23 protein-coding genes are annotated in these 24,043 nt (G+C 31.6%); 20 read left to right on the top strand and 3 right to left on the bottom strand.

Annotated elements, in window-relative coordinates:
- The first annotated feature begins 53 nt into the window (after positions 1 to 53).
- From HMPREF0629_RS03635 to gpmA, 12 genes are all read left to right on the top strand, one after another.
- Positions 54 to 1,031, top strand: a complete 978-nt coding sequence (locus HMPREF0629_RS03635) for an ABC transporter substrate-binding protein (protein ID WP_039856569.1) — start codon at positions 54 to 56, stop codon at positions 1,029 to 1,031.
- Between the two features lie 10 nt (positions 1,032 to 1,041).
- Complete coding sequence (locus tag HMPREF0629_RS03640) at positions 1,042 to 1,932, top strand: ABC transporter permease (protein WP_039856570.1); 891 nt, start codon at positions 1,042 to 1,044, stop codon at positions 1,930 to 1,932.
- A 3-nt stretch (positions 1,933 to 1,935) separates the two neighbouring features.
- The gene (locus tag HMPREF0629_RS03645) at positions 1,936 to 2,709 is read left to right on the top strand and encodes an ABC transporter ATP-binding protein (protein ID WP_009222021.1); all 774 of its coding nucleotides are present in this window, start codon (positions 1,936 to 1,938) and stop codon (positions 2,707 to 2,709) included.
- 108 nt (positions 2,710 to 2,817) lie between these two features.
- Positions 2,818 to 3,042 carry a DUF1659 domain-containing protein gene (locus HMPREF0629_RS03650; RefSeq protein ID WP_009222022.1) on the top strand — a complete coding sequence of 75 codons (225 nt, stop codon included), beginning with the start codon at positions 2,818 to 2,820 and terminating at the stop codon, positions 3,040 to 3,042.
- Between the two features lie 21 nt (positions 3,043 to 3,063).
- Complete coding sequence (locus HMPREF0629_RS03655) at positions 3,064 to 3,285, top strand: DUF2922 domain-containing protein (RefSeq protein ID WP_009222023.1); 222 nt, start codon at positions 3,064 to 3,066, stop codon at positions 3,283 to 3,285.
- A 25-nt stretch (positions 3,286 to 3,310) separates the two neighbouring features.
- Positions 3,311 to 3,463 (top strand): YvrJ family protein, encoded by a 153-nt coding sequence (locus HMPREF0629_RS07745; RefSeq protein ID WP_009222024.1) that lies wholly within the window; start codon positions 3,311 to 3,313, stop codon positions 3,461 to 3,463.
- 539 nt (positions 3,464 to 4,002) lie between these two features.
- A complete protein-coding gene (locus HMPREF0629_RS03660; RefSeq protein ID WP_009222025.1) occupies positions 4,003 to 5,817 on the top strand; it encodes a peptide ABC transporter substrate-binding protein in 1,815 nt (604 codons plus the stop codon).
- A 56-nt stretch (positions 5,818 to 5,873) separates the two neighbouring features.
- The gene (locus HMPREF0629_RS03665; RefSeq protein WP_009222026.1) at positions 5,874 to 6,800 is read left to right on the top strand and encodes an ABC transporter permease; all 927 of its coding nucleotides are present in this window, start codon (positions 5,874 to 5,876) and stop codon (positions 6,798 to 6,800) included.
- The gene (locus HMPREF0629_RS03670) at positions 6,800 to 7,759 is read left to right on the top strand and encodes an ABC transporter permease (RefSeq protein WP_009222027.1); all 960 of its coding nucleotides are present in this window, start codon (positions 6,800 to 6,802) and stop codon (positions 7,757 to 7,759) included. Before HMPREF0629_RS03665 ends, HMPREF0629_RS03670 begins: the two co-directional genes overlap by 1 nt.
- Positions 7,760 to 7,767: 8 nt before the next feature.
- A complete protein-coding gene (locus HMPREF0629_RS03675) occupies positions 7,768 to 8,775 on the top strand; it encodes an ABC transporter ATP-binding protein (protein ID WP_036729264.1) in 1,008 nt (335 codons plus the stop codon).
- Entirely contained in the window at positions 8,768 to 9,724 is a 957-nt protein-coding gene (locus HMPREF0629_RS03680; protein ID WP_039856572.1) for an ABC transporter ATP-binding protein, read from the top strand. Before HMPREF0629_RS03675 ends, HMPREF0629_RS03680 begins: the two co-directional genes overlap by 8 nt.
- A 231-nt stretch (positions 9,725 to 9,955) precedes the next feature.
- Positions 9,956 to 10,651, top strand: a complete 696-nt coding sequence (gene gpmA, locus HMPREF0629_RS03685; protein ID WP_009222028.1) for a 2,3-diphosphoglycerate-dependent phosphoglycerate mutase — start codon at positions 9,956 to 9,958, stop codon at positions 10,649 to 10,651.
- 234 nt (positions 10,652 to 10,885) lie between these two features.
- On the opposite strand, the gene HMPREF0629_RS03690 is transcribed toward gpmA, so the two are convergent.
- Positions 10,886 to 11,473 carry a TlpA disulfide reductase family protein gene (locus HMPREF0629_RS03690; protein WP_009222029.1) on the bottom strand — a complete coding sequence of 196 codons (588 nt, stop codon included), beginning with the start codon at positions 11,471 to 11,473 and terminating at the stop codon, positions 10,886 to 10,888.
- Positions 11,474 to 11,580: 107 nt separating this feature from the next.
- Between HMPREF0629_RS03690 and HMPREF0629_RS03695 the strand changes: the two genes are divergently transcribed.
- Positions 11,581 to 12,828 (top strand): glycosyltransferase, encoded by a 1,248-nt coding sequence (locus tag HMPREF0629_RS03695; protein WP_009222030.1) that lies wholly within the window; start codon positions 11,581 to 11,583, stop codon positions 12,826 to 12,828.
- A gap of 150 nt (positions 12,829 to 12,978) precedes the next feature.
- Positions 12,979 to 13,509 carry an isoprenylcysteine carboxylmethyltransferase family protein gene (locus HMPREF0629_RS03700; RefSeq protein ID WP_050747989.1) on the top strand — a complete coding sequence of 177 codons (531 nt, stop codon included), beginning with the start codon at positions 12,979 to 12,981 and terminating at the stop codon, positions 13,507 to 13,509.
- A gap of 156 nt (positions 13,510 to 13,665) precedes the next feature.
- On the opposite strand, the gene tyrS is transcribed toward HMPREF0629_RS03700, so the two are convergent.
- Positions 13,666 to 14,892: a tyrosine--tRNA ligase gene (gene tyrS / locus HMPREF0629_RS03705; protein WP_009222032.1), complete on the bottom strand. Its 1,227-nt coding sequence runs from the start codon at positions 14,890 to 14,892 to the stop codon at positions 13,666 to 13,668.
- Between the two features lie 315 nt (positions 14,893 to 15,207).
- On the opposite strand from tyrS, the gene HMPREF0629_RS03710 reads away from it, so the two are divergent.
- From HMPREF0629_RS03710 to tkt, 6 genes are all read left to right on the top strand, one after another.
- A complete protein-coding gene (locus tag HMPREF0629_RS03710; RefSeq protein ID WP_009222033.1) occupies positions 15,208 to 16,362 on the top strand; it encodes an NAD(P)H-hydrate dehydratase in 1,155 nt (384 codons plus the stop codon).
- A gap of 64 nt (positions 16,363 to 16,426) precedes the next feature.
- Complete coding sequence (locus HMPREF0629_RS03715) at positions 16,427 to 16,771, top strand: type II toxin-antitoxin system PemK/MazF family toxin (protein ID WP_009222034.1); 345 nt, start codon at positions 16,427 to 16,429, stop codon at positions 16,769 to 16,771.
- A 109-nt stretch (positions 16,772 to 16,880) separates the two neighbouring features.
- Positions 16,881 to 18,962 carry a DUF5693 family protein gene (locus tag HMPREF0629_RS03720; protein ID WP_009222035.1) on the top strand — a complete coding sequence of 694 codons (2,082 nt, stop codon included), beginning with the start codon at positions 16,881 to 16,883 and terminating at the stop codon, positions 18,960 to 18,962.
- On the top strand, positions 18,952 to 20,052 hold the full coding sequence (gene csaB, locus HMPREF0629_RS03725) for a polysaccharide pyruvyl transferase CsaB (RefSeq protein ID WP_039856575.1): 1,101 nt from the start codon (positions 18,952 to 18,954) through the stop codon (positions 20,050 to 20,052). The genes HMPREF0629_RS03720 and csaB overlap by 11 nt, the downstream gene beginning before the upstream one ends.
- A gap of 3 nt (positions 20,053 to 20,055) precedes the next feature.
- Entirely contained in the window at positions 20,056 to 20,811 is a 756-nt protein-coding gene (locus HMPREF0629_RS03730; protein WP_039856577.1) for a WecB/TagA/CpsF family glycosyltransferase, read from the top strand.
- 11 nt (positions 20,812 to 20,822) lie between these two features.
- Positions 20,823 to 22,772, top strand: coding sequence for a transketolase (tkt, locus tag HMPREF0629_RS03735; protein ID WP_039856579.1), 1,950 nt, complete (start codon positions 20,823 to 20,825; stop codon positions 22,770 to 22,772).
- Positions 22,773 to 22,834: 62 nt separating this feature from the next.
- On the opposite strand, the gene HMPREF0629_RS03740 is transcribed toward tkt, so the two are convergent.
- Complete coding sequence (locus HMPREF0629_RS03740; RefSeq protein WP_009222037.1) at positions 22,835 to 23,971, bottom strand: YibE/F family protein; 1,137 nt, start codon at positions 23,969 to 23,971, stop codon at positions 22,835 to 22,837.
- Between the last annotated feature and the right edge of the window lie 72 nt (positions 23,972 to 24,043).

Consider the following 24,043-nt stretch of genomic DNA (forward strand, 5'->3'; position numbering starts at 1 on the left):
CGGAGGACTTTTTTATTTGAGTGAAAAATGCTTTTAAAATCAGGAGGGAAGAAATGAAAAAGATAGTAGTTTTATTATTAATAAGTTTGTTACTTATAGGTTGTAATGGGAAAAACAGTTCAAAGGGAATTGAAAAAGAAACTTCAGACTCAAAAAAATATACAATAGGAATCATAAAATATGTAGATCATATTTCATTGGATGCAGCAGAAAATGGGTTTATTGAAGAACTTAAAAAAAATGATGTAGATGTGGAGATAATAGAAAAAAGTGCTAATGGAGATATGTCTTTGACAACAACATTGGCTCAAGAAATGCTTTCTAAAAAAGTTGATTTGATTTATGCAATAGCGACTCCTGCAGCACAAGCAACAAAAAATGTAGTAAGGGATATTCCTGTAGTATTTAGTGCGGTAACAGACCCTGTCGGAGCGGGAATAGTTAATTCAATAGAAAGTCCGGATGCAAATATAACCGGAGTTTCCGACTATGTAGATCCGAAAATGCAAATTGAAGAATTTTTAAAAATATACCCGAATATAAAAACTTTTGGAGTAATATACAACACATCAGAACAAAATTCACAGGTTCAAGTTGAAAAGCTTGAAAGTGCATTAAAGGAAAAGAATATTTTTCTGGTAAAGGTCGGCATAAATACAGTAAATGACATTCCCGCATCAATAGCATTTATGTCAAATAATATTGATGCACTGTTTGCAATAACAGATAATACGGTTGCAAGTGCAGTTCCGATTTTGTCAGAGCAGCTTTTAAAAAATAATATACCAAGCTTGTCATCAGAAGAAGGACAAGTAAAGAACGGATTGCTTATGAGTGAGGGAATAAATTATGAAAGTCATGGCGCTCAGGCGGCTAGAATTGCAATTAGGATATTAAGTGGAGAAGATATAAAAAATATTCCTGTGGAGTACAATGAGATAAATCATAAAGTGGTAAATGAAAAAACGGCGAAAACCTTAAAACTTGATTTAAATAATGAAATTTTTAAAGATGCTCAGATAATAAAGTAGGAGGAATAGAATGCTTTTAGGGTTAAATTCTGTATTACTTGCATCAATTGAAGTTGGACTTATATTTGCAATACTTTCAATGGGTGTGGTATTTACATTTAAAATTTTAGATATAGCGGATTTGTCGGTTGAAGGAACATTTCCACTTGGAGCATTTATATTTGCAAAGATGATAACAAGCGGTTTAGGAGTATATACTTCTATGACTTTCAGTTTTATATTCGGTTTAATTGCAGGATTAGTTACATTTTTACTATATAAAAAGCTGAAAATAGCACCAATTCTTGCTGGAATTTTGACAATGACAATTTTATATTCTGTAAATTTGAGGATTATGGGGAAGAGCAATGTTGCACTATTTGATTTTGATAATCTATTTGTAAAATTTGAAAAAATTCCAAAAGGCTTAATATTATTTGCAATAGTCTTGATTATAAAAATAATAATAGACAATTTTTTAAAGACGGAGAGAGGATACATGTTAGTTATAACAGGAGATAATGAATCATTGGTCAAATCTCTCGGTAAAAATCCCGATTTGTATACGATGATCGGCCTTATGATTTCAAACGGACTTGTCAGCTTGAGCGGTGCATTGATGTCACAATACCAAGGATTTTCAGATTCACAAATGGGAGCGACAATAATAGTTACAGCTCTTGCATCAATAATAATTGGAGATACATTTCTGAAAAACAGTAGAAAAATAAAAATAACAACAAGAGCTATATCAGGAGCAATAATATATAGAATAATATCCGGACTTGCAATACATGTAGGGCTTGATTCAAGTGATTTAAAGATGGTAACGGCATTTATAGTAATACTTTTTATTACGTATAATAATGTATCAGCAGGTCGGATAAAAAGAATTAAGAAATCGGTTAATAACGAGAGGTAAAAAATGTTAAAAATAAAAAATTTAAACAAGACATTTTATTTGGGTATGCCTGAGGAAAGTAGGATATTTGAAAATTTTTCGGTAGAGGCGGAAAAAAATAAATGTACCGCTATATTGGGTGCAAACGGATGTGGAAAAAGTACATTGTTTAATATAATAAGCGGAAGCGTAAAAAGTGATAGCGGAACTATACGGTTAAATGACTTGGAGCTTGAAAAAATGAGTGAACAAAAAAGAGCATTACACATAGGAAAAGTAAACCAAGATCCGTCAAAGGGTGTTTCACCAAGTCTTAGCATACTTGAAAATATGTCAATAGCATTAAAAAAAGGAGATAGACTTTCATTTAAAAGGCTGCTCAAAAATACAAATATAGATTTAATTGTAAAAAAATTGAGGGAATTGGATTTAGGACTTGAGGACAAATTAAATACACAGGTCAAGTATTTGTCAGGGGGACAAAGACAGTCTTTGTCTTTACTTATGGCAACAATAAAAAAACCGGATTTATTGTTACTTGACGAACATACAGCAGCTTTAGATCCCAAGACATCAAAAATAGTAATGGATAAAACTGCAGATTTAATTTATAGAGAAAAGATAACAACTCTAATGATAACTCATAATTTAAATCATGCGATTAAATATTCAAGCAGAATAATAATGTTAAACAAAGGTAAGATAGTCTTAGATATAAAATCATCTGAAATAACTGAAGAACAATTAAATAGGTTATACAATGAAAACATAGAGAGAGAATTGAAAACTACAGTATAAAAAATAAGCAATGCATTGCTTATTTTTTTATGTATATAGAAAATAATTAAAAAATGAATAGTAAAAATATAATAAAAATTCTATTTATATAATAGAGGAGGTGAGAAAATGGCTTATACAGAAAAAGCATTTGGAGCAAAGCTGAAAATTGATTTCAACGGCGGTAAATCTGCAAACGGTAAAGATTTAGTAAAGTCGAAAACATTCAAAAATCTAAATACGGAAGCTGCAATAGAAAATATAGCTGATGTGGCAGATAAGTTAGCCGGACTTGTGAAGTTTGAAAAAACGGCAGTAAAGAAAATAGTTGAAATCGAAATAGTGGAAGGATAACTTTGAGAAAGGAGGAAAAACATGGCTGTTAAAAAGACATTAGAAATTGGATTTTCCGATACAAAAGGGAAAATTTTAAAATTCAGCATTGATGATGTTAGAGATAATATCACAAAATCAGATCTTACAAGTATTGAGCATGCAATAATTGACAGTAAAGTATTTAAAGGGACAGAAGGAGATCTTTTAAAACTTGAAAATGCTCACTACAGAGAGCTTACAACAACTGATTTATTGAAGTAAGCTTTACTCACATAAGGAGGTAAATATGGGTATAGATGAACTTATTTCACAAATTGCAAACACAGGATTTCCGATAGTTGTGTCATGCTATTTGTTAATCAGAATTGAAACTAAAATGAGTGAACTTACAAACAGTATAAATGAGCTGAGTAATAGTATTGAAAACCTTATTAAATGAATGAGCGTATGCTCTTTTTTTTATACAAAAATTAGAGCATTAATATAGCTTAAATTATACTATAATCAATTTACGATATAAGCTTTTCTGATTTATCATAAAAAATAATAGAATTTTACAATCGCAAAAAAATAATGCATAATTTCAAAAAAACAGAGGTGTATTTGCGAAAAGTATAAATAGTTAAATTTTAAATAACCAAATTTTTTATATTATAATTTAAAATTAAAATTAAGTATATAGTATAAAAACACTTGAAATTTATAAAATGTACACCATATATACATACATTTTTTACTATACTTATATTTTTAATATAATAAATATCTATAATACAATTATAATCTAAAATTTATGTCGTATAAATAAATGGCTATAATTAGCTGAAAATGTAAGATTTTTGTTTGTTATTGACCCAATTAGGCAAATCAAAATTTATTAAAATGTAAAAATAAAAACAATAGTTTAATGAATTTACTAATTGAAATTTTATAAAAAGTATGTTAATATTGTAAAAAATAAAACAGGAGGAGATATTGATGAAGAAAAAATTAACCAGTTTAATTTGCTTATTGGTTGTATTTTCATTTTTGCTGACAGCTTGCGGTAAAGGAAATACAGCAGGAGGAGATAATGGAGCAGCTGAGGAAGGTCAAATTTTATATACTGTAAACCACTCAGAACCCGGTTCACTTGATCCTGCACTTGCACAAGGAACACATGAATCTTGGATTTTAAATCACTTATATACAGGACTTCTTTCTTATGATAAGGAAGGAAAGCTTGTAGATGGTATGGCTGAGATGCCTACTATATCAGAAGACGGATTAACTTATACTTTTAAAATTAAAGACGGTATGAAATGGTCTAACGGAGATCCTGTTACAGCAGAGGACTTTGCCTATGAGTGGCTAAGGGTATTAGATCCTGAAACAGCTTCAGAATATGCTTATCAACTTTACTATGTAAAAGGCGGAGAAGCATATAATACAGTTGAAAAACCCGGCGTATATTATGTAAAAGACAATGATGGAAAGGACACAGATATTGTAGACCATGAAGTGAAATTTACAGATGCAGATACACAAGGACTTGATGTTGCAGGAAAATCTGATGATGAAGTTGCACAAATGGTATATGAAAAATGGTTGGAAGAAAAGAAAGCTGAAGTAGGAGTAAAGGTACTGGACGAAAAGACATTGGAAGTAGTTCTTGAAAATCCTACACCTTATTTTGCAGACTTAACAGCATTTTATACTTTATATCCGGTAAATTCCAAGATAGTTAAAGAAAATCCTGACTGGGCAAAGAGCGGTGGAGAACTTTACACATCAAATGGAGCTTTTACACTTAAAACTTGGGAACATGACAGCATTATTGAACTTGTTAAAAATGAAAATTGGTTTAAAGCTGATGATGTTAAACTTGCAGGAATAACATTTGATATTCTTGAAGATATCAATACTTGTTGGCAAAATTATGACAGCGGCAAGTATTCTATGTTAGTAGATCCACCACAAGAAGTAGTAGCACAAAAATTTGAAGAAAAAAATGAAGAACTTGTTATAGGAAAACAAGTAGGAACTTACTATTATAATTTAAACAATATTAAGGAAGCTCCGGGAGCAAAGGTTAATCCTTTTACAAATGTAAATATCAGAAAGGCATTTGTATATGCACTTGACAGAGAATCACTTGTAAATAATATTACAAAGGGTGGACAAATTGCAGCAACAGGATTTGTACCTTATGGATTATTAGATGATCAAGGAAAAGACTTCAGAGAAGAAAACGGAGTATTAGTGGAATATAATCCTGAAAAGGCTAAAGAGTTTTTACAAAAAGGTTTAGATGAATTAGGATTAAAAGTAGAAGATCTTGACGAAACAGTTATACTTTATAATACTTCTGAAAGTCATAAGAAAATAGCCCAAGCAGTTCAACAAATGTGGAAAGAAACTCTTGGAGTAGAATTGGGACTTGAAAATGTAGACTTTAATGTAAAAATAGCTCGTGAACATGCTCATGATTTTGAAATAAGCCGTGCAGGTTGGGTAGGAGATTATTCAGATCCGATGACAATGCTTGACTTATTTATAAAAGGCGGAGCAATGAATGACTCAGGTCATGACAATCCTGAATATGATGCTTTGATTAATGAAGCAAGACAATCTGCCGATCAAAAGGTTCGTATGGATGCAATGAAGAAAGCAGAAAAAGTTCTAATGGAAGATATGCCGATAGTTCCGATATACTTCTATACACAACCTTACTTTGTAAAATCAAATGTTAAGGGAATCTACAAACCTATACTTCAATATCCGGTTCTAACTTTTGCGGAAATTGGTGAATAAAAAAAGTTAATAGAACCCCTAATGGGGTTCTTTACTTTTATAAGAAAGGATTTATTATGCTAAAGTATATATCAAAAAGAATAGGTATGTCCATATTTACCATTTTCTTTATAATAACACTTACATTTTTCCTAATGCATGCCGTACCGGGTAATCCGTTGCAAAGAGAAGGTAAGATGCCTGCGTCGGTATATAAGAATTTGGAAATAAAATATGGATTGGATAAGCCTATATCACAACAATATCTAATATATATCAAAAATGTCCTAAAATTCGATTTTGGTGACAGTATGAAATCAAAGACAGAAACAGTAAATCAAATGATATCCAGAGGTTTTCCCGTATCTGCAAGACTTGGCTTTCAAGCATTAATTCTTGCATTAATAGTAGGTCCGTTATTGGGATCGCTTGCGGCTTTATATCAAAATAAAGCACCGGATTATATAGCGATGATATTTGCCATAATAGGAATATCTGTTCCATCATTTATAATGGGCACACTTTTAATACAATATATTGCAAAGGGAGGTTTACTTCCTGTAAGCGGTTGGGGAACATTTAAACATTCAATACTTCCATCTATCGCACTAAGTCTCATGCCTACAGCACAAATAGCAAGACTTATGCGTTCATCAATGCTTGAAGTATTGGGACAAGACTATATGAAGACAGCTAAGAGTAAAGGTATATCAAAAGCGGCCGTATTAATAAAGCATGGAGTTAGAAATTCAATTCTTCCGATAGTATCTGTTCTTGGAACAATAACGGCGGATTTATTAATGGGATCATTCGTAATAGAAAAAATATTTGGAATTCCGGGACTTGGAAGATTTTTTGTAAATAGTATAACAAACAGAGATTACACTCTTATAATGGGTACAACAGTATTTTACGGAATGGTATTAGTTACAATGATACTACTTGTAGATATTGCATATGTACTAATTGATCCGAGAATCAAATTGGCGGGAGGAGATAACTGATGACATCAAAAATAGTTGAAAATACATTTACACCTTCTCCTGAAATGTTTGAAAAAGTAGATCGTTCATTACTTGATGCGGAAAGAATAAAAAGACCGACAATTAAATATTGGGCAGATGTATGGAGAAGATTGAAAAATAATAAACTTGCAATGGCAGGTCTTATATTGATAATTTTAATGGTTATATTTTCAATTGTAGGTCCAATGATTAGTGGAACGACTTACGAAAAAATCAATATGTCAAAAATGAATGTAAAACCGAATTCACAATATTGGTTTGGAACAGATTCGCTAGGTAGAGATTTATTTACAAGAGTTACTTATGGAGCGAGATATTCACTTTTAATAGGTTTTCTTGCGGCATTTGTAAATATAACAATAGGGGTATTGTATGGAGGAGTTGCAGGGATGAACTCCGGAAAAGTAGATGCAATAATGATGCGTATAGCGGAAATAATATATTCAGTACCGTATCTATTGGTTGTAATACTGTTGTCAGTAGTTTTTTCAAAAAAAGGTTCAGGTACATCACTTAGCGTAATGATACTTGCAATGAGTATATCCGGATGGATACCGACAGCAATATTAGTAAGAGGACAGGTATTATCTCTAAAAGAATCAGAATATGTAATGGCAGCAAGGTCTATGGGTGCAACAAGTAATTGGATATTGTTTAAACACATACTTCCCAATACACTTGGACCTATACTTGTAAATCTTACACTAATTATACCAAGGGCAATATTTTCTGAAGCGACATTATCATTCGTATCTCTTGGCTTACAAGATCCATTGCCGTCACTTGGTAATCTTGCCAATAGCGGACTTGAAGTATTGGCAATTGGACTTGGATATCAAATATTATTACCGGCATTAATGATTTCACTTATAATGTTCGGATTTAACGTATTAGGTGACGGACTGAGAGACGCTCTAGACCCAAGACTTAGAAAGTGAGGTAGGAAATGGAAAACATATTAGAAGTAAAAAACTTACAGGTATCCTTCAAAACTTTCTTTGGAGAGGTAGAAGCAGTAAGAGGAATATCATTTAATGTTCCAAAATCAAAAACAGTAGCAATAGTTGGAGAATCGGGCTGTGGTAAGAGTGTTACAGCAAACTCGATAATGAAGTTACTCCCGGATCCTCCGGCATTTTATAAAGGCGGCTCAATATTATTTGAAGGAGAAGAAATAATAACAAAGACAGAAAAGGAAATGGAAGAACTAAGAGGAAAGAAAATTTCTATGGTATTCCAAGATCCTATGACATCTTTAAATCCTACAATGAAAGTAGGGACTCAAATAATGGAAGGCTTGTTAAAACACGAAAAAATATCTAAAGCAGATGCAAAAAAAAGAGCCATAGAAATACTTGAAATGGTAAGTGTACCTGAAGCGGAAAAGAGAATAAATCAATATCCGCATGAATTTTCAGGTGGTATGCGTCAGCGTGTAATGCTTGCTATAGCTATGGTAATGAATCCGATATTAATGATAGCGGATGAGCCTACAACTGCTCTTGATGTAACAGTGCAGGCACAAATTTTAGATTTGATGAAAAAATTACAAGATGAATTTGGAATGAGTATTATATTAATAACGCATGATCTTGGTGTAGTTGCTGATATGAGTAATAAAGTAGAGGTAATGTATGCCGGACAAATAATGGAAGAAGGACTTACAGAGGATATTTTCTATAATACTAAACATCCATATACTAAAAAGTTATTGGCATCGGTTCCAAGACTTGACATGAATAAAAAAGACAAGCTTCATGCAATTCATGGAACACCACCGGATTTGTACATTCCTCCAAAAGGATGCCCGTTCTATGACAGATGTGATGAAGCGATGAAAATTTGTGATGAACACATGCCGCCTGTAACAGAACATGGAAATGGACATTTTTGTAGATGCTGGTTATATCATGAAATGTGTCCGACACAAAATAAGGAGGGATATAATGACTGAGCCTTTGATAAGTGCAAGAGGAATAAAAAAATACTTCAAGGTAAAGGACGGTATATTAAAGGCTGTAGATAATGTAAGCTTTGACATATATCCCGGAGAAACCTTTGGGTTGGTAGGAGAGTCCGGTTGCGGAAAATCTACAACAGGACGTACAATTCTAAGACTATATAATCCAACTGCAGGAGAGATGTATTTTGATGGGCAGGATATATTTAAATTGTCAGCACGAGAAATGCAAAAGAGGAGAAAGGATTTTCAATTTATATTTCAAGATCCTTATGCATCATTAAATCCTCGTATGACAGTTGAAAGTATAGTCGAAGAACCGCTTTTAATAAATCAAACGTATAAAAGTGACAGTGAAAGAAGAACAAGAGTAATTGAACTACTGAGGTTGGTAGGCTTATCTGAAGAACATGCTTCACGTTTTCCACATGAGTTTTCAGGCGGTCAAAGACAGCGTGTCGGTATAGCGAGGGCACTTGCTCTAAATCCGAAATTTATTGTGTGCGATGAACCGATATCGGCACTTGATGTATCGATACAGGCACAGGTAGTAAATTTGTTAATAGAGTTACAAGAAAAAATGAACTTGACATATCTGTTTATAGCCCATGATTTATCAATGGTAAGATATATTTCAGATAGAGTGGGGGTAATGTATCTTGGAAATATGATGGAAGTTGCAAGTTCAGATGAATTATATGACAATCCGCTGCATCCATATACTGTAGCATTGCTTTCAGCAATACCGATAGCAGATCCGAATATTCAAAGGGAGAGAAAAAGAATTGTGCTTGAGGGAGAAGTACCAAGTCCGATCAATCCTAAGGAAAATTGTCCGTTTGCAGAAAGATGCCCAAGAGCAACAGAACAGTGTTTTAAAGAAAAACCTGAATTTAAAGAAGTAAAGCCTAACCACTTTGTAGCATGTCACTTAGTGAAATAACTTAATATCTCCTTTTTTAAAGGTTCTATGCCAATCTTAGTTGCGTTGGTTTAGAACCTTTTATTTGTAGGTATATTAAAAATATCTCTAATAGAATTTAATATAATTGGAGTAATCCAAAGATTAATGATATAATTTAAGAAAGTATTATAATAACAGATAGAATTACAATCTTAGTTGAAAAATCTTAATGCCATGTATAAAAAATATATAGAGAAAGAGGATGCTTAGATGAAATTAGTTTTAGTAAGACACGGTCAAAGTGAGTGGAATTTAGCTAATCTGTTTACCGGATGGACGGATGTTGATTTAAGTGAAAACGGAGTTAATGAGGCTAAAAGTGCAGGCAGGTTAATTAAAGTGGAGGGAATTGATTTTGATATTGCATATACATCAGTATTAAAACGTGCTATAAAAACTTGTCAATATATTTTGGAAGAGTCTGATCAGCTTTGGATACCTATGGAAAAGAGTTGGAGATTAAATGAGCGTCATTATGGAGCGTTGCAGGGATTAAATAAGGCGGAAACAATTCAAAAGTATGGAGATGAGCAGGTTCATATCTGGCGTAGAAGTTACAATGTGTCTCCACCTGAAATGGAAGTAGAGCAAGCAAAAGCATTTTTATCAGATAGAAGATATAAAATGTTGGATGAAAAACTTATACCGATAACTGAAAACTTAGAGCTTACTTTAAAACGTGTTATGCCGTTTTATGAGGATCACATTGCGCCGAATTTAAGGCAAGGTAAGAATGTTTTAGTTGCTGCGCATGGTAATTCATTACGTGCATTATGCAAATATTTGGAAAATATTTCTGATGAGGCAATTCCAAAATTGGAAATCGCAACAGGACAACCTATAATATATGAACTGTCAGATAAATTAGAAGTAATTAATAAAAAGATATTAACGGAAGATGTATAAATAAAAGCGGTTGTCCTTAAATGTAGGGCAACTGTTTTTTATAGTATAATAATATTTGATTGTTTTCACAGGATAGAAAATGAATATGAAAAGTATCATATTAGAAATGAAAGTTCGATTTTTGATGAGATCAGCTATATTCAAAGAATACATTGATTATTAACTTAAACTTTATGTGATTTTAATTAATAAAGCCCCTTCTCTATTCAGTTGAGAAAGGGCTTTATTTCAGTTTTAATTTTCTGATATTACCTTGTCGATAATTTCTTTCCAAGTATTTTTATCTCTGGCTCCGACTAAAACGTCTCCTATTAAGTTTCCGTCTTTGTCTACAAATATTGTAGTTGGTAGACCTTGAACATTATTTAAGTACTTATCGGATAATTCTTTGCTGTTTAAAAGATTAGGGAAAGTAACGTTACTTTTTTCGACAATTTCTTTAGCGTCTTTAATATTAAAATCTTCTCCGTCAGAAGTATCTGCTATTACTCCCAAAATTTGAAACTCTTCTTTTGAATATTCATTACTTAATTCTGCAAGATGAGGAAGCTCCATTTTACATGGTCCGCAAAATGTTCCCCAAAAATTTATCATTGTTACTTTTGAATCTTTGAATATATCGCTTGAAATATCGTCTCCTGTTAAAGTATGTCCTTTAAATTGGAAATTGCTGAATCCAAGTTCTTCATATTGTGAATTCATTTCTACTTTATTTGAATTCTCAGTTTTTGAAGAATTTGTTGTTTTGTTACTGCATCCGCTAACTAACAGCATAACTGAAAGAACACCTATGCCAAAGATTTTTTTGTTCATTTTTTTCATATATACCTCCATTCACTTTTATAGTTATACCCAAAAATTACAATATTAACAATATTTTAATGTTTTTAAAGGCTAAAATTTGTTAAAATATTTATGGGGGTATATTTATGAAAGTTTTAATTACAACTGATTTATATAAGTCACAAATAAATGGCGTAGTAACTTCGGTTTTAAATTTATATACAGAACTTAAAGAACTTGGAGTAGATGTTAGAATTTTAACTCTTTCTAAAACTATGAAATCATATAATGAAGGAGATGTATATTTTATAAGTTCTTTTCCGGTAAATATATATCCGGATATACGAGCATCTATTGCAGTTAAGGATAGGTATTTAAAAGAGTTAATTAATTGGGCACCTGATATAATACATACTCAGTGTGAATTTTCAACTCTTATTTTTGCCAAGATTATTGCAAAGAAAGTTAAGTGTCCCATAGTGCATACTTATCATACAATGTATGAAAGTTGTGTTGGATATATTTTTAAAAATGAAAGAATGGGCAAAAAATTAATATCTAAGGTCATGAAACAGCTCCTAAAAAAATGTGATCATATAATTGCTCCTACTAAAAAGGTAAAGAAAAATCTTGAGAGATATAAAATCAAAAATGACATATCTATTATTCCCACCGGAATAGACCTTTTTAGATTTGAAACGGATTTTAGTAAAGAGGAAATTTTAGAACTTAAATCTGATATAAATATACCTGAGGATGATTTTGTTATTTTATTTTTAGGTCGTATAGCCAAAGAAAAAAATATTGATGAGCTGATCAGATACTATAATAATTTATCTTCAAAGAGAAGTAATATAAGCTTTTTGATTGTAGGAGGCGGACCTTATTTAGAAATACTGAGTAATAAGGTCAATACACTTAAAAATAAAAAGATATTTTTTACAGGTATGGTGGATCCGTCGGAAGTGTATAAGTATTATAAGCTTGCGGATGTTTTTGTGTGCGCATCAAAAAGCGAAACTCAAGGCCTTACATTTGTTGAGGCTGCCGCAAATTCATTGCCGCTTGTTTGCGAATATGATTCATGTTTGGATGGATTATTAATTAATGGAAAAGATGGATATTTTTTTAATAATGGACAGGATTTTGAAAAGTCTATATTAAAATTGGCGGATGATGAAAACTTGAGAAGAGAATTTGCTTTAAATGCCAAGGAAATATCTAAAAAGTATTCTAAAGAATATTTTGCAAAATCAGTATATGATTTATATGAAGAGGTTATTTCAAATTATAGATATATTCCAACTGTAAAAAGAAGGGTCTATAAAGTGAAAAAAGCTACAAAAAGACAATTTAGAAAACTGAAAGGTATTGTGAATAGATATATAAAATAAGGAAGTGCTACGAAAGTACTTCCTTTTAACTATCAAAATAAATTTTGTTAAATTTTGGAAAATAGATAATTATTTTATTTATACGAGATTTATATAATCAATATTTTTAATGTCAAAATTGACAAAAAAACATTATATAATGATATAATAATGATAGATATTTTCAAAATAACAGAAGGTGATAATTTGAAAAAAGATAGAGAAAAACATTTGCCGGTAATAGGAGTAGGGCCGATTTATGTTTTAATAATTTTATTTGTAACTGTAGTTGGAATTTTGCTTTCTAAATTTAATTATATTAAAGTTATAAGTTTTGGATTTTTTAAAATTCCAAATTTAATTTTAGGAATATTTATGATTTTTATAGGGATATTTATTTGGATTAAGGCGGTTATTGTTGAAAAAATAGATGATGGAATAAAGAACAATAAACTTGTTACAACCGGAATATATGCGTGTGTCAGAAATCCTATTTATTCAGCTTTTATGATAGCTTTTACAGGGATATTATTAACTGTAAACAATGCGTTGCTTTTAGTTTTACCTGTTGCATACTGGTTATTTCTTACAATTTTTATGAAACACACAGAAGAAAAATGGCTTAAAGATTTATATGGGGAAGAATATGAAAATTATTGTAAAAAAGTAAATAGATGTATTCCATGGTTTCCCCAAAAATAAAATTCTTGTAAATATATAGAGATGAATTTAACTTAAATTTCAAATAATTCAGTTGCTGGATATATTTATAAAATAATATATGATTAAATAGATGTTTACAGTAATAGAGTAGAGACTATAAATCCCCTTGAACATATAATTCAAGGGGATTTTATATTAGATAAGTTTTACTTGATGATATACTTTTTTACCTTTTCTTATTAAAATTTTTCCATCTTTAAAATCGGATAAACTTAACATTTGGTCAAAGGTTTTAACTTTTTCATCATCAATTGTAATTCCGTTTTGCTCAATGAGCCTTCTTCCTTCAGAATTTGATTTTATAAGATTAAGTTCCTTTAAAAGCTCGACAATATTTTTTCCGTTTTCAAATTCGGATGAACTGATTTCTGTTGAAGGAATATTTTCACTGTTTATTCCACCGCTAAAAAGACTTTTTGCAGCATCCATTGCTTTTTTGGCTTCTTCTTCTCCGTGAACATCTTTTACAATTTCATAAGCTAATACTTCTTTAGCTGTATTTAATTCAGCACCTTCAAGAGATTCATATTTTGCAATTTCTTCCATTGGGAGCATAGTCAATAATTTCATAAATTTTATTACATCTCTATCATCGGAATTTCTCATATATTGATACATTTCATAAGGAGAAGTTTTTGAAGCATCTAACCAAACAGCGCCTTTTTCAGTTTTGCCCATTTTTATTCCTGCAGCAGTTGTGAGAAGTTTAAATGTCATAGAGTATACTTTGTCATCTTCAAGCTTTCTAACAAGTTCATATCCTCCAAGCATATTGGACCATTGATCTGAACCGCCGAGTTCTAATTTACATCCATATTTTCTATATAAAACTAAAAAATCATAAGATTGCATAAGCATATACGCAAATTCAAAGAATGTAAGTCCCTTTTCCATTCTGTTCTTATAGCAATCAAATGTAAGCATTCTGTTTACACTGAAGTGAACACCTATTTCTCTCATAAAATCTAAGAAATTCAAATTTAAAAGCCAGTCAGCATTATTTACAAAAATTGCTTTATCATCAGAAAAATCTAAAAAGTGAGAAAGTTGTTCTTTAAATCTGCCTGCATTATATTCTATAGTTTCTTTAGTCATAATTTTTCTCATGTCGGTTTTTCCGGACGGGTCACCTATCATTGTAGTGCCGCCACCAAGTAGGGCAATGGGTTTATGTCCGGCAAGCTGCATGTGTTGCATAACTCTTACTTGTAAGAAATGACCGAGAGTTAATGAATCTGCTGTTGCATCGAAACCGATGTAGAATGGGACTGATTCTTTGGATAATAATTCTTTAAGTTCTTCGGGGTAAGTTGCTTGATCTATAAATCCACGTTCTTCTAAAATATCATATACGTTTTTCATAAATTCCTCCTTAAAATAAAAATAACTACGAATATTGAAAGGACGCTTTCGTGGTACCACCTTTCTTTGCTCGTAGCCTCTTACTGTTTAAACGCAGTTGTTTAAGACTCAGATATTGTAATTCGGAATAACCTACTGTATATCGTCATCGCCTTTATTAAATTATAAATAATATATACTATTGGAAAAAATTTGTCAATTAATTCAAAAGAAATTGTAAAATTATTTTTAAAAATTGGTTGGTTAATCTATAATATATATAAGAAATAAATTAATTTAAATTGAAATTGTCTAAAAATTTTAAAGGAGTTATAGATGGTAGGAATCGATATTGTAAAAATAAGCAGAGTTGAAAAAATATATTTAAAATATGATGAAAAATTTTTAAATAGAATATTTAACGATGAGGAAATTTCATATATAAAGTATAAAAATAACAGAGTTCAGTCTATTGCAGGTCTTTTTGCGGCAAAGGAAGCCGTATCAAAGGCAGTTGGCACAGGTATAGGTTCTACTTCATTTAAAGACATAAAAATATACTATGAGAATTCATCTCCATATGCAATATGCAGGGGATATATATATAAGCTGAGCATATCTCATGACGGAGGATTTGCAGTGGCAGTTGCAATAAAAGATAAAGTTGCAATTGACGACGAATTTAAAGGAATTTTAAACAATAGAAATTCGAATACTCATAAGGGAGATTACGGACGTGTTGCAATAGTTGCCGGAAGTATGGGAATGACAGGAAGTGCGTTTTTGGCATCAAATGCTGCGTTAAGATGTGGCAGCGGTCTTGTATATAATATAGTTCCAAGAGATATTTTGGAGATTATGAGTATAAAATATGTTGAACCTATTGTGAAGAGTTTTAATAAAAATTCAGATATGTTGGACTTTTTGAATAATATGGATTCAATTTTAATAGGTCCCGGAATCGGACTTGATGATACTTCCGAGAAAAAAGTAAAAGATGTGTTGTCATTGGATAAAAATATAGTAGTTGATGCAGACGGTCTTACTCACTTAGCGAAAAATTTGAACGTGTTGGAAAACAGAAGAGAATTCAGTACGGTTTTAACACCTCATGTCGGAGAATTCAGCAGACTTACGGGAATATCACATGATGAGATAAATAAGAACAGAGAAAAACTTGCTATGGAATTTGCCAAGAGATATAAGGTTATTTTACTTTTGAAGGGAAACAGGACTGTTGTTACAAACGGAAAAGATATATATATAAATAAAACAGGCAACCCTTCAATGGCAACAGCGGGAAGCGGCGATGTACTTAGCGGGATTTTAGTTTCACTTGTCGGAAGAAAAATTGAATTGTTCAAGGCTTCATCTATGGCGACGAATATACATGGAGCTGCAGGTGATCTTGCCAGAGATGCACTTTCTGAAGAATCGGTTATTGCAAGTGACATTATACTTTTTTTGTCAAAAGTACTTGTTAATTATTGACATTATCTGAGATTTTAAACTATAATGATTATAGATTCTCTTAATCTATTGAAGGTGTGATGCAATGTTAATAAAGAGAGGGGATATTTTTTATGCCGACCTTTCCCCGGTTATAGGATCGGAACAAGGAGGAGTAAGACCGGTAGTAATCATTCAAAATGACATAGGAAATAAATATTCACCCACATTAATTGTGGCAGCTATAACATCACAGCTCAATAAGGCAAAATTACCTACTCATATAAATGTTGATGCAAAGGGAGTTCCACTACCCAAAAATTCGGTTATACTCTTGGAGCAAATCAGAACAATAGATAAAAAGAGATTAAGAGAAAGAATAGGTAGGTTTGAGGGCAATATTATGAGCGAAATTGACAAAGCTATTAAGGTTAGCTTGAGTATTGTGTAGGTTATGGTACATATAATAGGCTTTTGCGGTAGTAAAAGCCTATTTTGCTGTGTAAAAATTATTAGATTCATAGTATAATTATATAAGACTAAAATTTTAAGGAGTAATTATGTTTAACAAAAAGAATATATGGATATTGTTGATTTTAATTTCAATAGTAAGTTCATTCTACTTTGTATCAGGTAGATTGAAGGCGGAAAGTAATTATAAGAATTATGATATATTAGCTGATTATGATGAATTTTCAAAAATAGGATATGATTATTTTAATACCTCAAGAGAATATTTTACTGCTCTTGCAAAAAATGGAGTAAGCAATGTCACAATTAATGAATCTACAATTAATTCAATGAAGAAAATGCAAGGTTCTAAAATAAAAACAGGACTTGTCGGAAATGATTTAATTGTAAAGGGAAGTGAAGAAGATCTCAAGTTCATAGCAAACGGATTAAAGGCATTAAAAAAAGAAGAGCAGAGAAAAATAAAATTTATAGATAATAATACTATGCAAATTCAAGGTAGTCCGAAAGATATAGTAAATTATAAATCGGATGCCTATGATGTTTTTCAAAACAGAATAGGTGATGACGGTATCAGAGGTTCGGTTCTTGAATATATAGGACTTGGCTTTAATACAAGAAAGATTGAAGATGTTAAAGGAATTGAGAATCTTTCGATTAATTTAAGACCTACATTTTATTCAAGATATCAAGATTCAAGAGCGTGTATGAACAGATTTACAGAAGCAGTTGAAAAATACAATAAATCTCAAAGATATGTAGTGTTTTCAGGTAAAGAGTTCTATAAAAATTCTGAAGAAGATCCGAAAGTTCAAGATGATTTTGCATCTTGGTTAAGTAAAAATAAAATAGCTTTGGGAATGATTGAGGCATCAAATCAAAGAGGTCATTTAGCAATTGACGGTATAGATTCAGTTATAAGAAGGGATAGTATAGGTAAAATTAGAGTATTTACTACATGGGATTATATACAAAGAGAATATGACTATGCAATTCCCATGCATCACAATGGAGAAGAACTTACAAATGTGTATTATAGAGCAATATCTGAGAGAAATATTGTTGCTATATTTATAAGACCGTTTATAAAAAATGATTTAGTAATATCGGATCCTGAAAAATATGGAGCCGTTCTTGAAAATTTGCAGGACAGACTTGATAATAAAGGATATGAAGTCGGAAATGTAAATCCTATTGGAAGCTGGAATCCGAATAGAACAATTGGAATGCTTCCTATTGCAATAGGAACGGTAGCTGCAAGTATACTATTATTAAAGCTTGTATTTTCAATATCAAGCATTGCGGCAATAGTGATATTTGTAATAGGGACTTTACTTTCTGTAGTATTCTTTGTTCTTGGTAAGATGCAATCTACCGGAACTGTTTTGTTTAATCTTGCCGCTATAGTTACCTATCCTTCACTTGCAATATGTACTATACTTGAGAATTACAACAGAATTGCAAGAAGCAGAAGAAAAGCGGGGATTGTAAAAATATTTATACATGGTTCGGCGGTTTTACTGATAAGTATATTAATTTCTATGATAGGCTCGTTTATGGAAGTTTCATTTATGAGCGGGACTAATTATCTTGTAGAATTAAATATATTTAGAGGAGTAAAAATTTCTCAGCTTCTTCCGCTATTAGTATCAATATTTATATATGCGGCATATATCGGATTTGGAAGAGAGAAGGAAACAGATGTTAAGATAAGACCATATGAAATAACAAATATGCTTTCTAAGAATGTAAAGCTTTGGGAAGCTGTTCTCGGAATTATGGTTTTGGGAATGCTTGCTGTATTTATAGTAAGAGGAGGAAATTCAAATACAAAAGTTCCGGGAATGGAGCTGTTATTTAGAAATTTACTTGAACAATACTTACCTGCAAGACCGAGAACAAAGGCAATTTTTATTGGATATCCTGCGGTAATTCTGCTTATGTATATAGCTTATAAAAAAAGAGGAAAGCTTTTAACTATATTATTGACAATTTTTGCGGCGATAGGAATGGCGGATATAGTAAATACTTTTTCTCATATTAGAACTCCGCTTACAATAAGCTTTATGAGAGTTGCAATAGAATTTGTAACAGCTTTAATTGTTTCAATTTTTGTACTTATAGCGGCAGAGCTTGTAAGAAAGGGGTACGACAAATATATTGAGAAATAAAATTTTAGTATCGGGATATTACGGATACAATAATATAGGAGATGAGGCAATATTAAAGGGTCTCGTAGACGGAATATCTTTACATTCTGATGCTGAAATTGTAGTATTGTCGAAAAATCCTGATTGGACAGAAAAAAAATATAATGTGAAAAGCGTAAATCGTTCTAATTTGTTTGAAATAATAAGTGCAGTTAGAAATTGTGATATGGTATTGTCAGGTGGTGGTTCTTTAATGCAAGATATTACAAGTAAAAAATCAATTTTGTACTATCTTGCAATATTAAAGCTCGGAATGTTATTTAAGAAAAAGACATTTGTATACTCACAGGGAATAGGACCGATAAATTTAAAAAGAAATAAATATCTTGCAAGAAATATTCTGAGTAAAGTGGACTTTTTAAACGTAAGAGATAAAGCTTCGGCGAGGGAGTTAAGAGAACTTGGAGTAAATCGAGATATACTTGTGACAACAGATACCGTATTTGGAATTAATAAACCGAATCTTGATTTCGGAAGGGACATTTTAAAAAAATTAAATGTAAGAGAAGATAAAAAGAATATTTGCTTTACGATAATGAACTGGAAGAATTATGGAGATAGGACAATTTCAGAAATAGTTTCTACTATAGAGAAGATTGTTCAAGAAAAAGATGTAAATATTATTTTTGTGCCGTTTTTTTATCATTTAGACCTTGAAATCGAGAGGAAAATTTACAACCTGTTAAAGGAAAAATATGAGAATATTTACTTGGTTGAAGAATATTTACACGTCAAGGAATATTTATCTTTAATCGGAACAATGGATATAATGGTTTCTATGAGATTGCACGGACTTATATTTGCGACACTTATGGGAGTTTACCCGATAGGAATAAGCTATGACCCTAAAATAGATGGATTTATGAAAGAACTTGAAAGAATTCAAAGATTTTATGTAGGAGATTTCTGCTCGGAAAAATTATCGGAAGAGGTTTTAAACTCGATAGATAATTTAGACGAATTAAAGAAAGAAACAAGAGAACATCTTAAAAAATTTTATAATTTAACTGATAAACACAATGAGGCGGTTAAGTTTGTTCTTGAGAGGTGAACTATGGATAAGGTAAGTATTTTTGGAGTAAATGTTTTTAATATAAACTTTAAAGAAGCAATAGATATAGTAAAAGAATTTTTGAAAGAAGATAAAATTCACACAATAGTTACTCCAAACACTGAAATAGTAGTAGATGCAAGAGACAATGCAAAACTCAGAGATATATTAAATTCAGCGGATCTTTCAATTGCAGATGGAATAGGGCTTATATATGGTTCAAAGATGAGGGGTAAACCTTTAAAAGAGAGAGTTACGGGTTTTGATGTTTCAATGGAACTTTTAAATATTGCGGAAGAAGAGGGATATTCTGTATATCTTCTCGGAACTAAGCCCGAAGTTGTAGAAAAAGCATATGAAAATTTAAAAAGTACAAGACCTGAATTGAATGTAATAGGATATCATCATGGCTACTTTAAGGGAACACATTTTGGAATGGCGGGACATGATGAAGAGATAGAAGTAATAGATGAGATAAACAGACTTAAACCTGATATAATATTTTTAGGGCTCGGTTATCCTAAACAGGAACTTTGGATTGAAGAAAACGCAAAAAAATTAAATTCAAAACTGATAATAGGAAATGGCGGAGTGATAGATATAATTGCAGGAGAGGTTAAACGAGCTCCCGATATATTTATAAAACTAAATCTTGAATGGTTTTATAGATTAATTTCAGACCCGTCGAGAATAAAAAGGCAGGTTGCAATACCCAAGTTTTTAATTTCAGTTATGTTAGATAAAAATGCAGTAAAGTGAGGAGGAATATTTTGAATATTGAACAAAAAAGTGTAAATGCGATTAGAATGCTCTCTATCGATCAAATTCAAAGAGCAAACTCAGGTCATCCGGGATTACCGTTAGGAGCAGCACCGGCAGCCTATATGTTATGGAAGACAATGAAGCATAATCCAAAGGATCCGAATTGGATAAACAGAGATAGATTTATTCTATCTGCAGGTCATGGATCATCAATGTTATATTCTTTGCTGCACCTTTTTGGATACGGACTTAAATTAGAAGATTTAAAAAACTTCAGACAACTTGGAAGCAAAACACCGGGACACCCTGAATACGGCCATACAGTTGGAGTAGAAGCTACAACAGGTCCTCTCGGACAAGGTATATCAATGGCAGTCGGCATGGCAATGGCTGAAAAACATTTGGCTGCAATATACAACAGGGATATTGAAATAATTAATCATAATACATTTGTAATTTGCGGAGATGGAGATTTAATGGAAGGAATTTCTAATGAAGCATCATCTCTTGCGGGAACTCTTGAACTTGGAAAATTAATAGTATTATATGATTCAAATAAAATCACAATTGAAGGTTCAACTGACCTTGCATTTAGAGAAAATGTATCTATGAGATATAAGGCACTCGGCTGGCAAACACTTCTTGTTGAAGATGGAAATAATCTGTCTGAAATAAAAGAGGCGATTGAAGAGGCAAAGAGAGAAAAAACAAGACCGACCTTGATTGAAATAAAAACACAAATAGGATACGGATCTCCGAGAGTCGGATTATCAAAGGCACATGGTGAACCGCTTGGAGTAGATGGTGTTCTTGAAACAAAGAAGTTTTTTGAATACCCTGAAGAAGAATTTTATGTAGAAGATGAAGTAAGATTACACTATGAAGATATAAATAAAGACTTAGTATTTGAATATGAAAAAGAAAAACGAGTTGAAAAACTCTATGCAGAAAAATATCCGAAGGAATATAAGGAGCTTGTAGATTCATTTAACGGTAAATTCAATTTAGATTTTCTTGAAACGGAAGAATATTTGAAGTTTGAAAAGGATATGGCTACAAGAGCATCTTCAGGAGAGGCGTTAAATAGAATTGCAAAAGAATTCAATCTTTTATTTGGAGGCAGTGCGGATTTAGGCCCGTCAAATAAATCAATGATGAATAACTCGGATAATTTCAGCAGTACTAATCCGAAAGGAAATAATATAAACTTTGGAATAAGAGAACATGCAATGGGAGCAGTTGTAAACGGAATTATGCTTCATGGAGGACTTAGAGGATACGGAGCTACATTTTTAGTATTTTCGGATTATATGAAACCTGCAATTAGACTAAGTGCACTTCAAAATCTTCCTGCAACATATATTTTAACTCACGATTCAATCGGAGTAGGAGAAGACGGACCTACACATCAACCGATAGAACACCTTGCCATGTTAAGGTCGATACCTAATAATATAGTTTTTAGACCCGCAGATGCAGTAGAGGCGGCAGTCGGCTGGTCAGTTGCAATGAAGTCTAAAATGACACCTGTATGTTTGATTCTTTCAAGACAGACTTTAAAAAATCTTGAAAAATCATCAATAGATGCTGCAAACGGAGCATATATTGTAAAAGCTGAAGAAGATGAACTTGAAAAAATTATAATAGCAACAGGTTCTGAAGTTTCGCTTGCAATAGATGCCGCAAAAGATAAAAAGAATGTTCGTGTAGTAAGTATGCCTTCAGTTGAATTATTCGAGGCACAGAGCATAGAATATAGAGAAAATATAATTCCGAGCAGCTGTGAAAAAAGACTTGTTGTGGAAGCTGCAAGCTCATTTGGATGGTATAAATACGCAGGAACAAATGGAAAAATACTTTCGATAGACGGATTTGGAGCATCAGGAGAAGGCTCTAAGGTATTTGAACATTTTGGAATAACAACTGAAAACATTAAAAAAGTAATAGAAGAGCTATAAGAAAATTCCTTTGCAATATATTGCAAAGGAATTTTTTATAAATCATATTAAGTATGAAAAACTTATTTATTTGAATTTTTTTCTATTAAAAAAGCGGCAATTAAAGCTGTAATCGGGATTGATAAAATAAGACCTATACTACCCGATAGGGAACGTACAATTTCAGTTGCAATTACATCAAGATTTAAAATTTTAAAATTATTTTCCTGATAAATTATTACAAGAAGTATCAGTGGAAGAGCGCTGCCCATATATGCAAGAATTAATGTATTACTCATAGTTGCCATAATATCTCTGCCGACATTCATTCCGGATTTAAAAAGTTCTTTAAATCCAAATGACTCATTTGCTCTTGAGATTTCTTGTATAGAAGATGAAACACTCATTCCAACGTCCATAACAGCGCCTATGGAGCCCCAAATTATACCTGCAAATAACAGCTCGCCGGGATCTAAAACAAGATCATCCGGAAGATATAGAAGCATCTGAGTTTCATCTAATGAAAGACCGGTAAGATGAATTTTAGTTCCTACTAAAAATGCAATTACACCGGCAAGAATGGCACCGAAGCTTGTGCCTAAAATTGCACTGATAGTTTTTAAATTAAAACCTCCGACAATTAAGAGAGAGATAAATGATATAATAAATGAACTTATTACAGCAATTAGAATTGGGCTGTGACCTTTAATAATAAGAGGAATAGAAACAAAAAATATGATGACAAGAGTTATGATTAAAGATACTATTGTAAGAAGACCCTTCTTTCTTCCGACAAATAATAAGATTAAAATAAAAACTCCCATCAATATATAAATATAATCAGTTCTTAAATAATCACTTACACTATACACATCATTTCCGTCCATGTCCTTATCAATGGATATTAATACCTTTTGATTTACCTTTAAATCTAAATTGGTATTTAAATAAGTGGACATGTAATTTATTACATTTATAAATTTTCCTTTATCATTTCCGGAAAGAAGCTTTACTTTAATATTTTGGGCTATGTTTCCATATTCGTCAGGTTCCTCTTTATCATCCACACTAATTATAATTGCCTTTTCATATCTTGCATCTTCAAAACTCTGTGTGACATTTATATTTTCCATTGCATTAAAAGAATTTGCAAAACTATAGCTTGGAAAAATGAAAACTATAGTTAAGAGTATAAGTAAAAATAAACTTTTGAGCTTCATTTAATCACCCCACAACTATTTTAACATTAATATATAAAAAATACATAAATAGATGGCAAACACATTAAAAAA

The organism is Peptoniphilus sp. oral taxon 386 str. F0131, assembly GCF_000090945.1.
In the GTDB taxonomy this organism is placed as follows: Bacteria; Bacillota; Clostridia; order Tissierellales; family Peptoniphilaceae; genus Anaerosphaera; species Anaerosphaera mikwangii.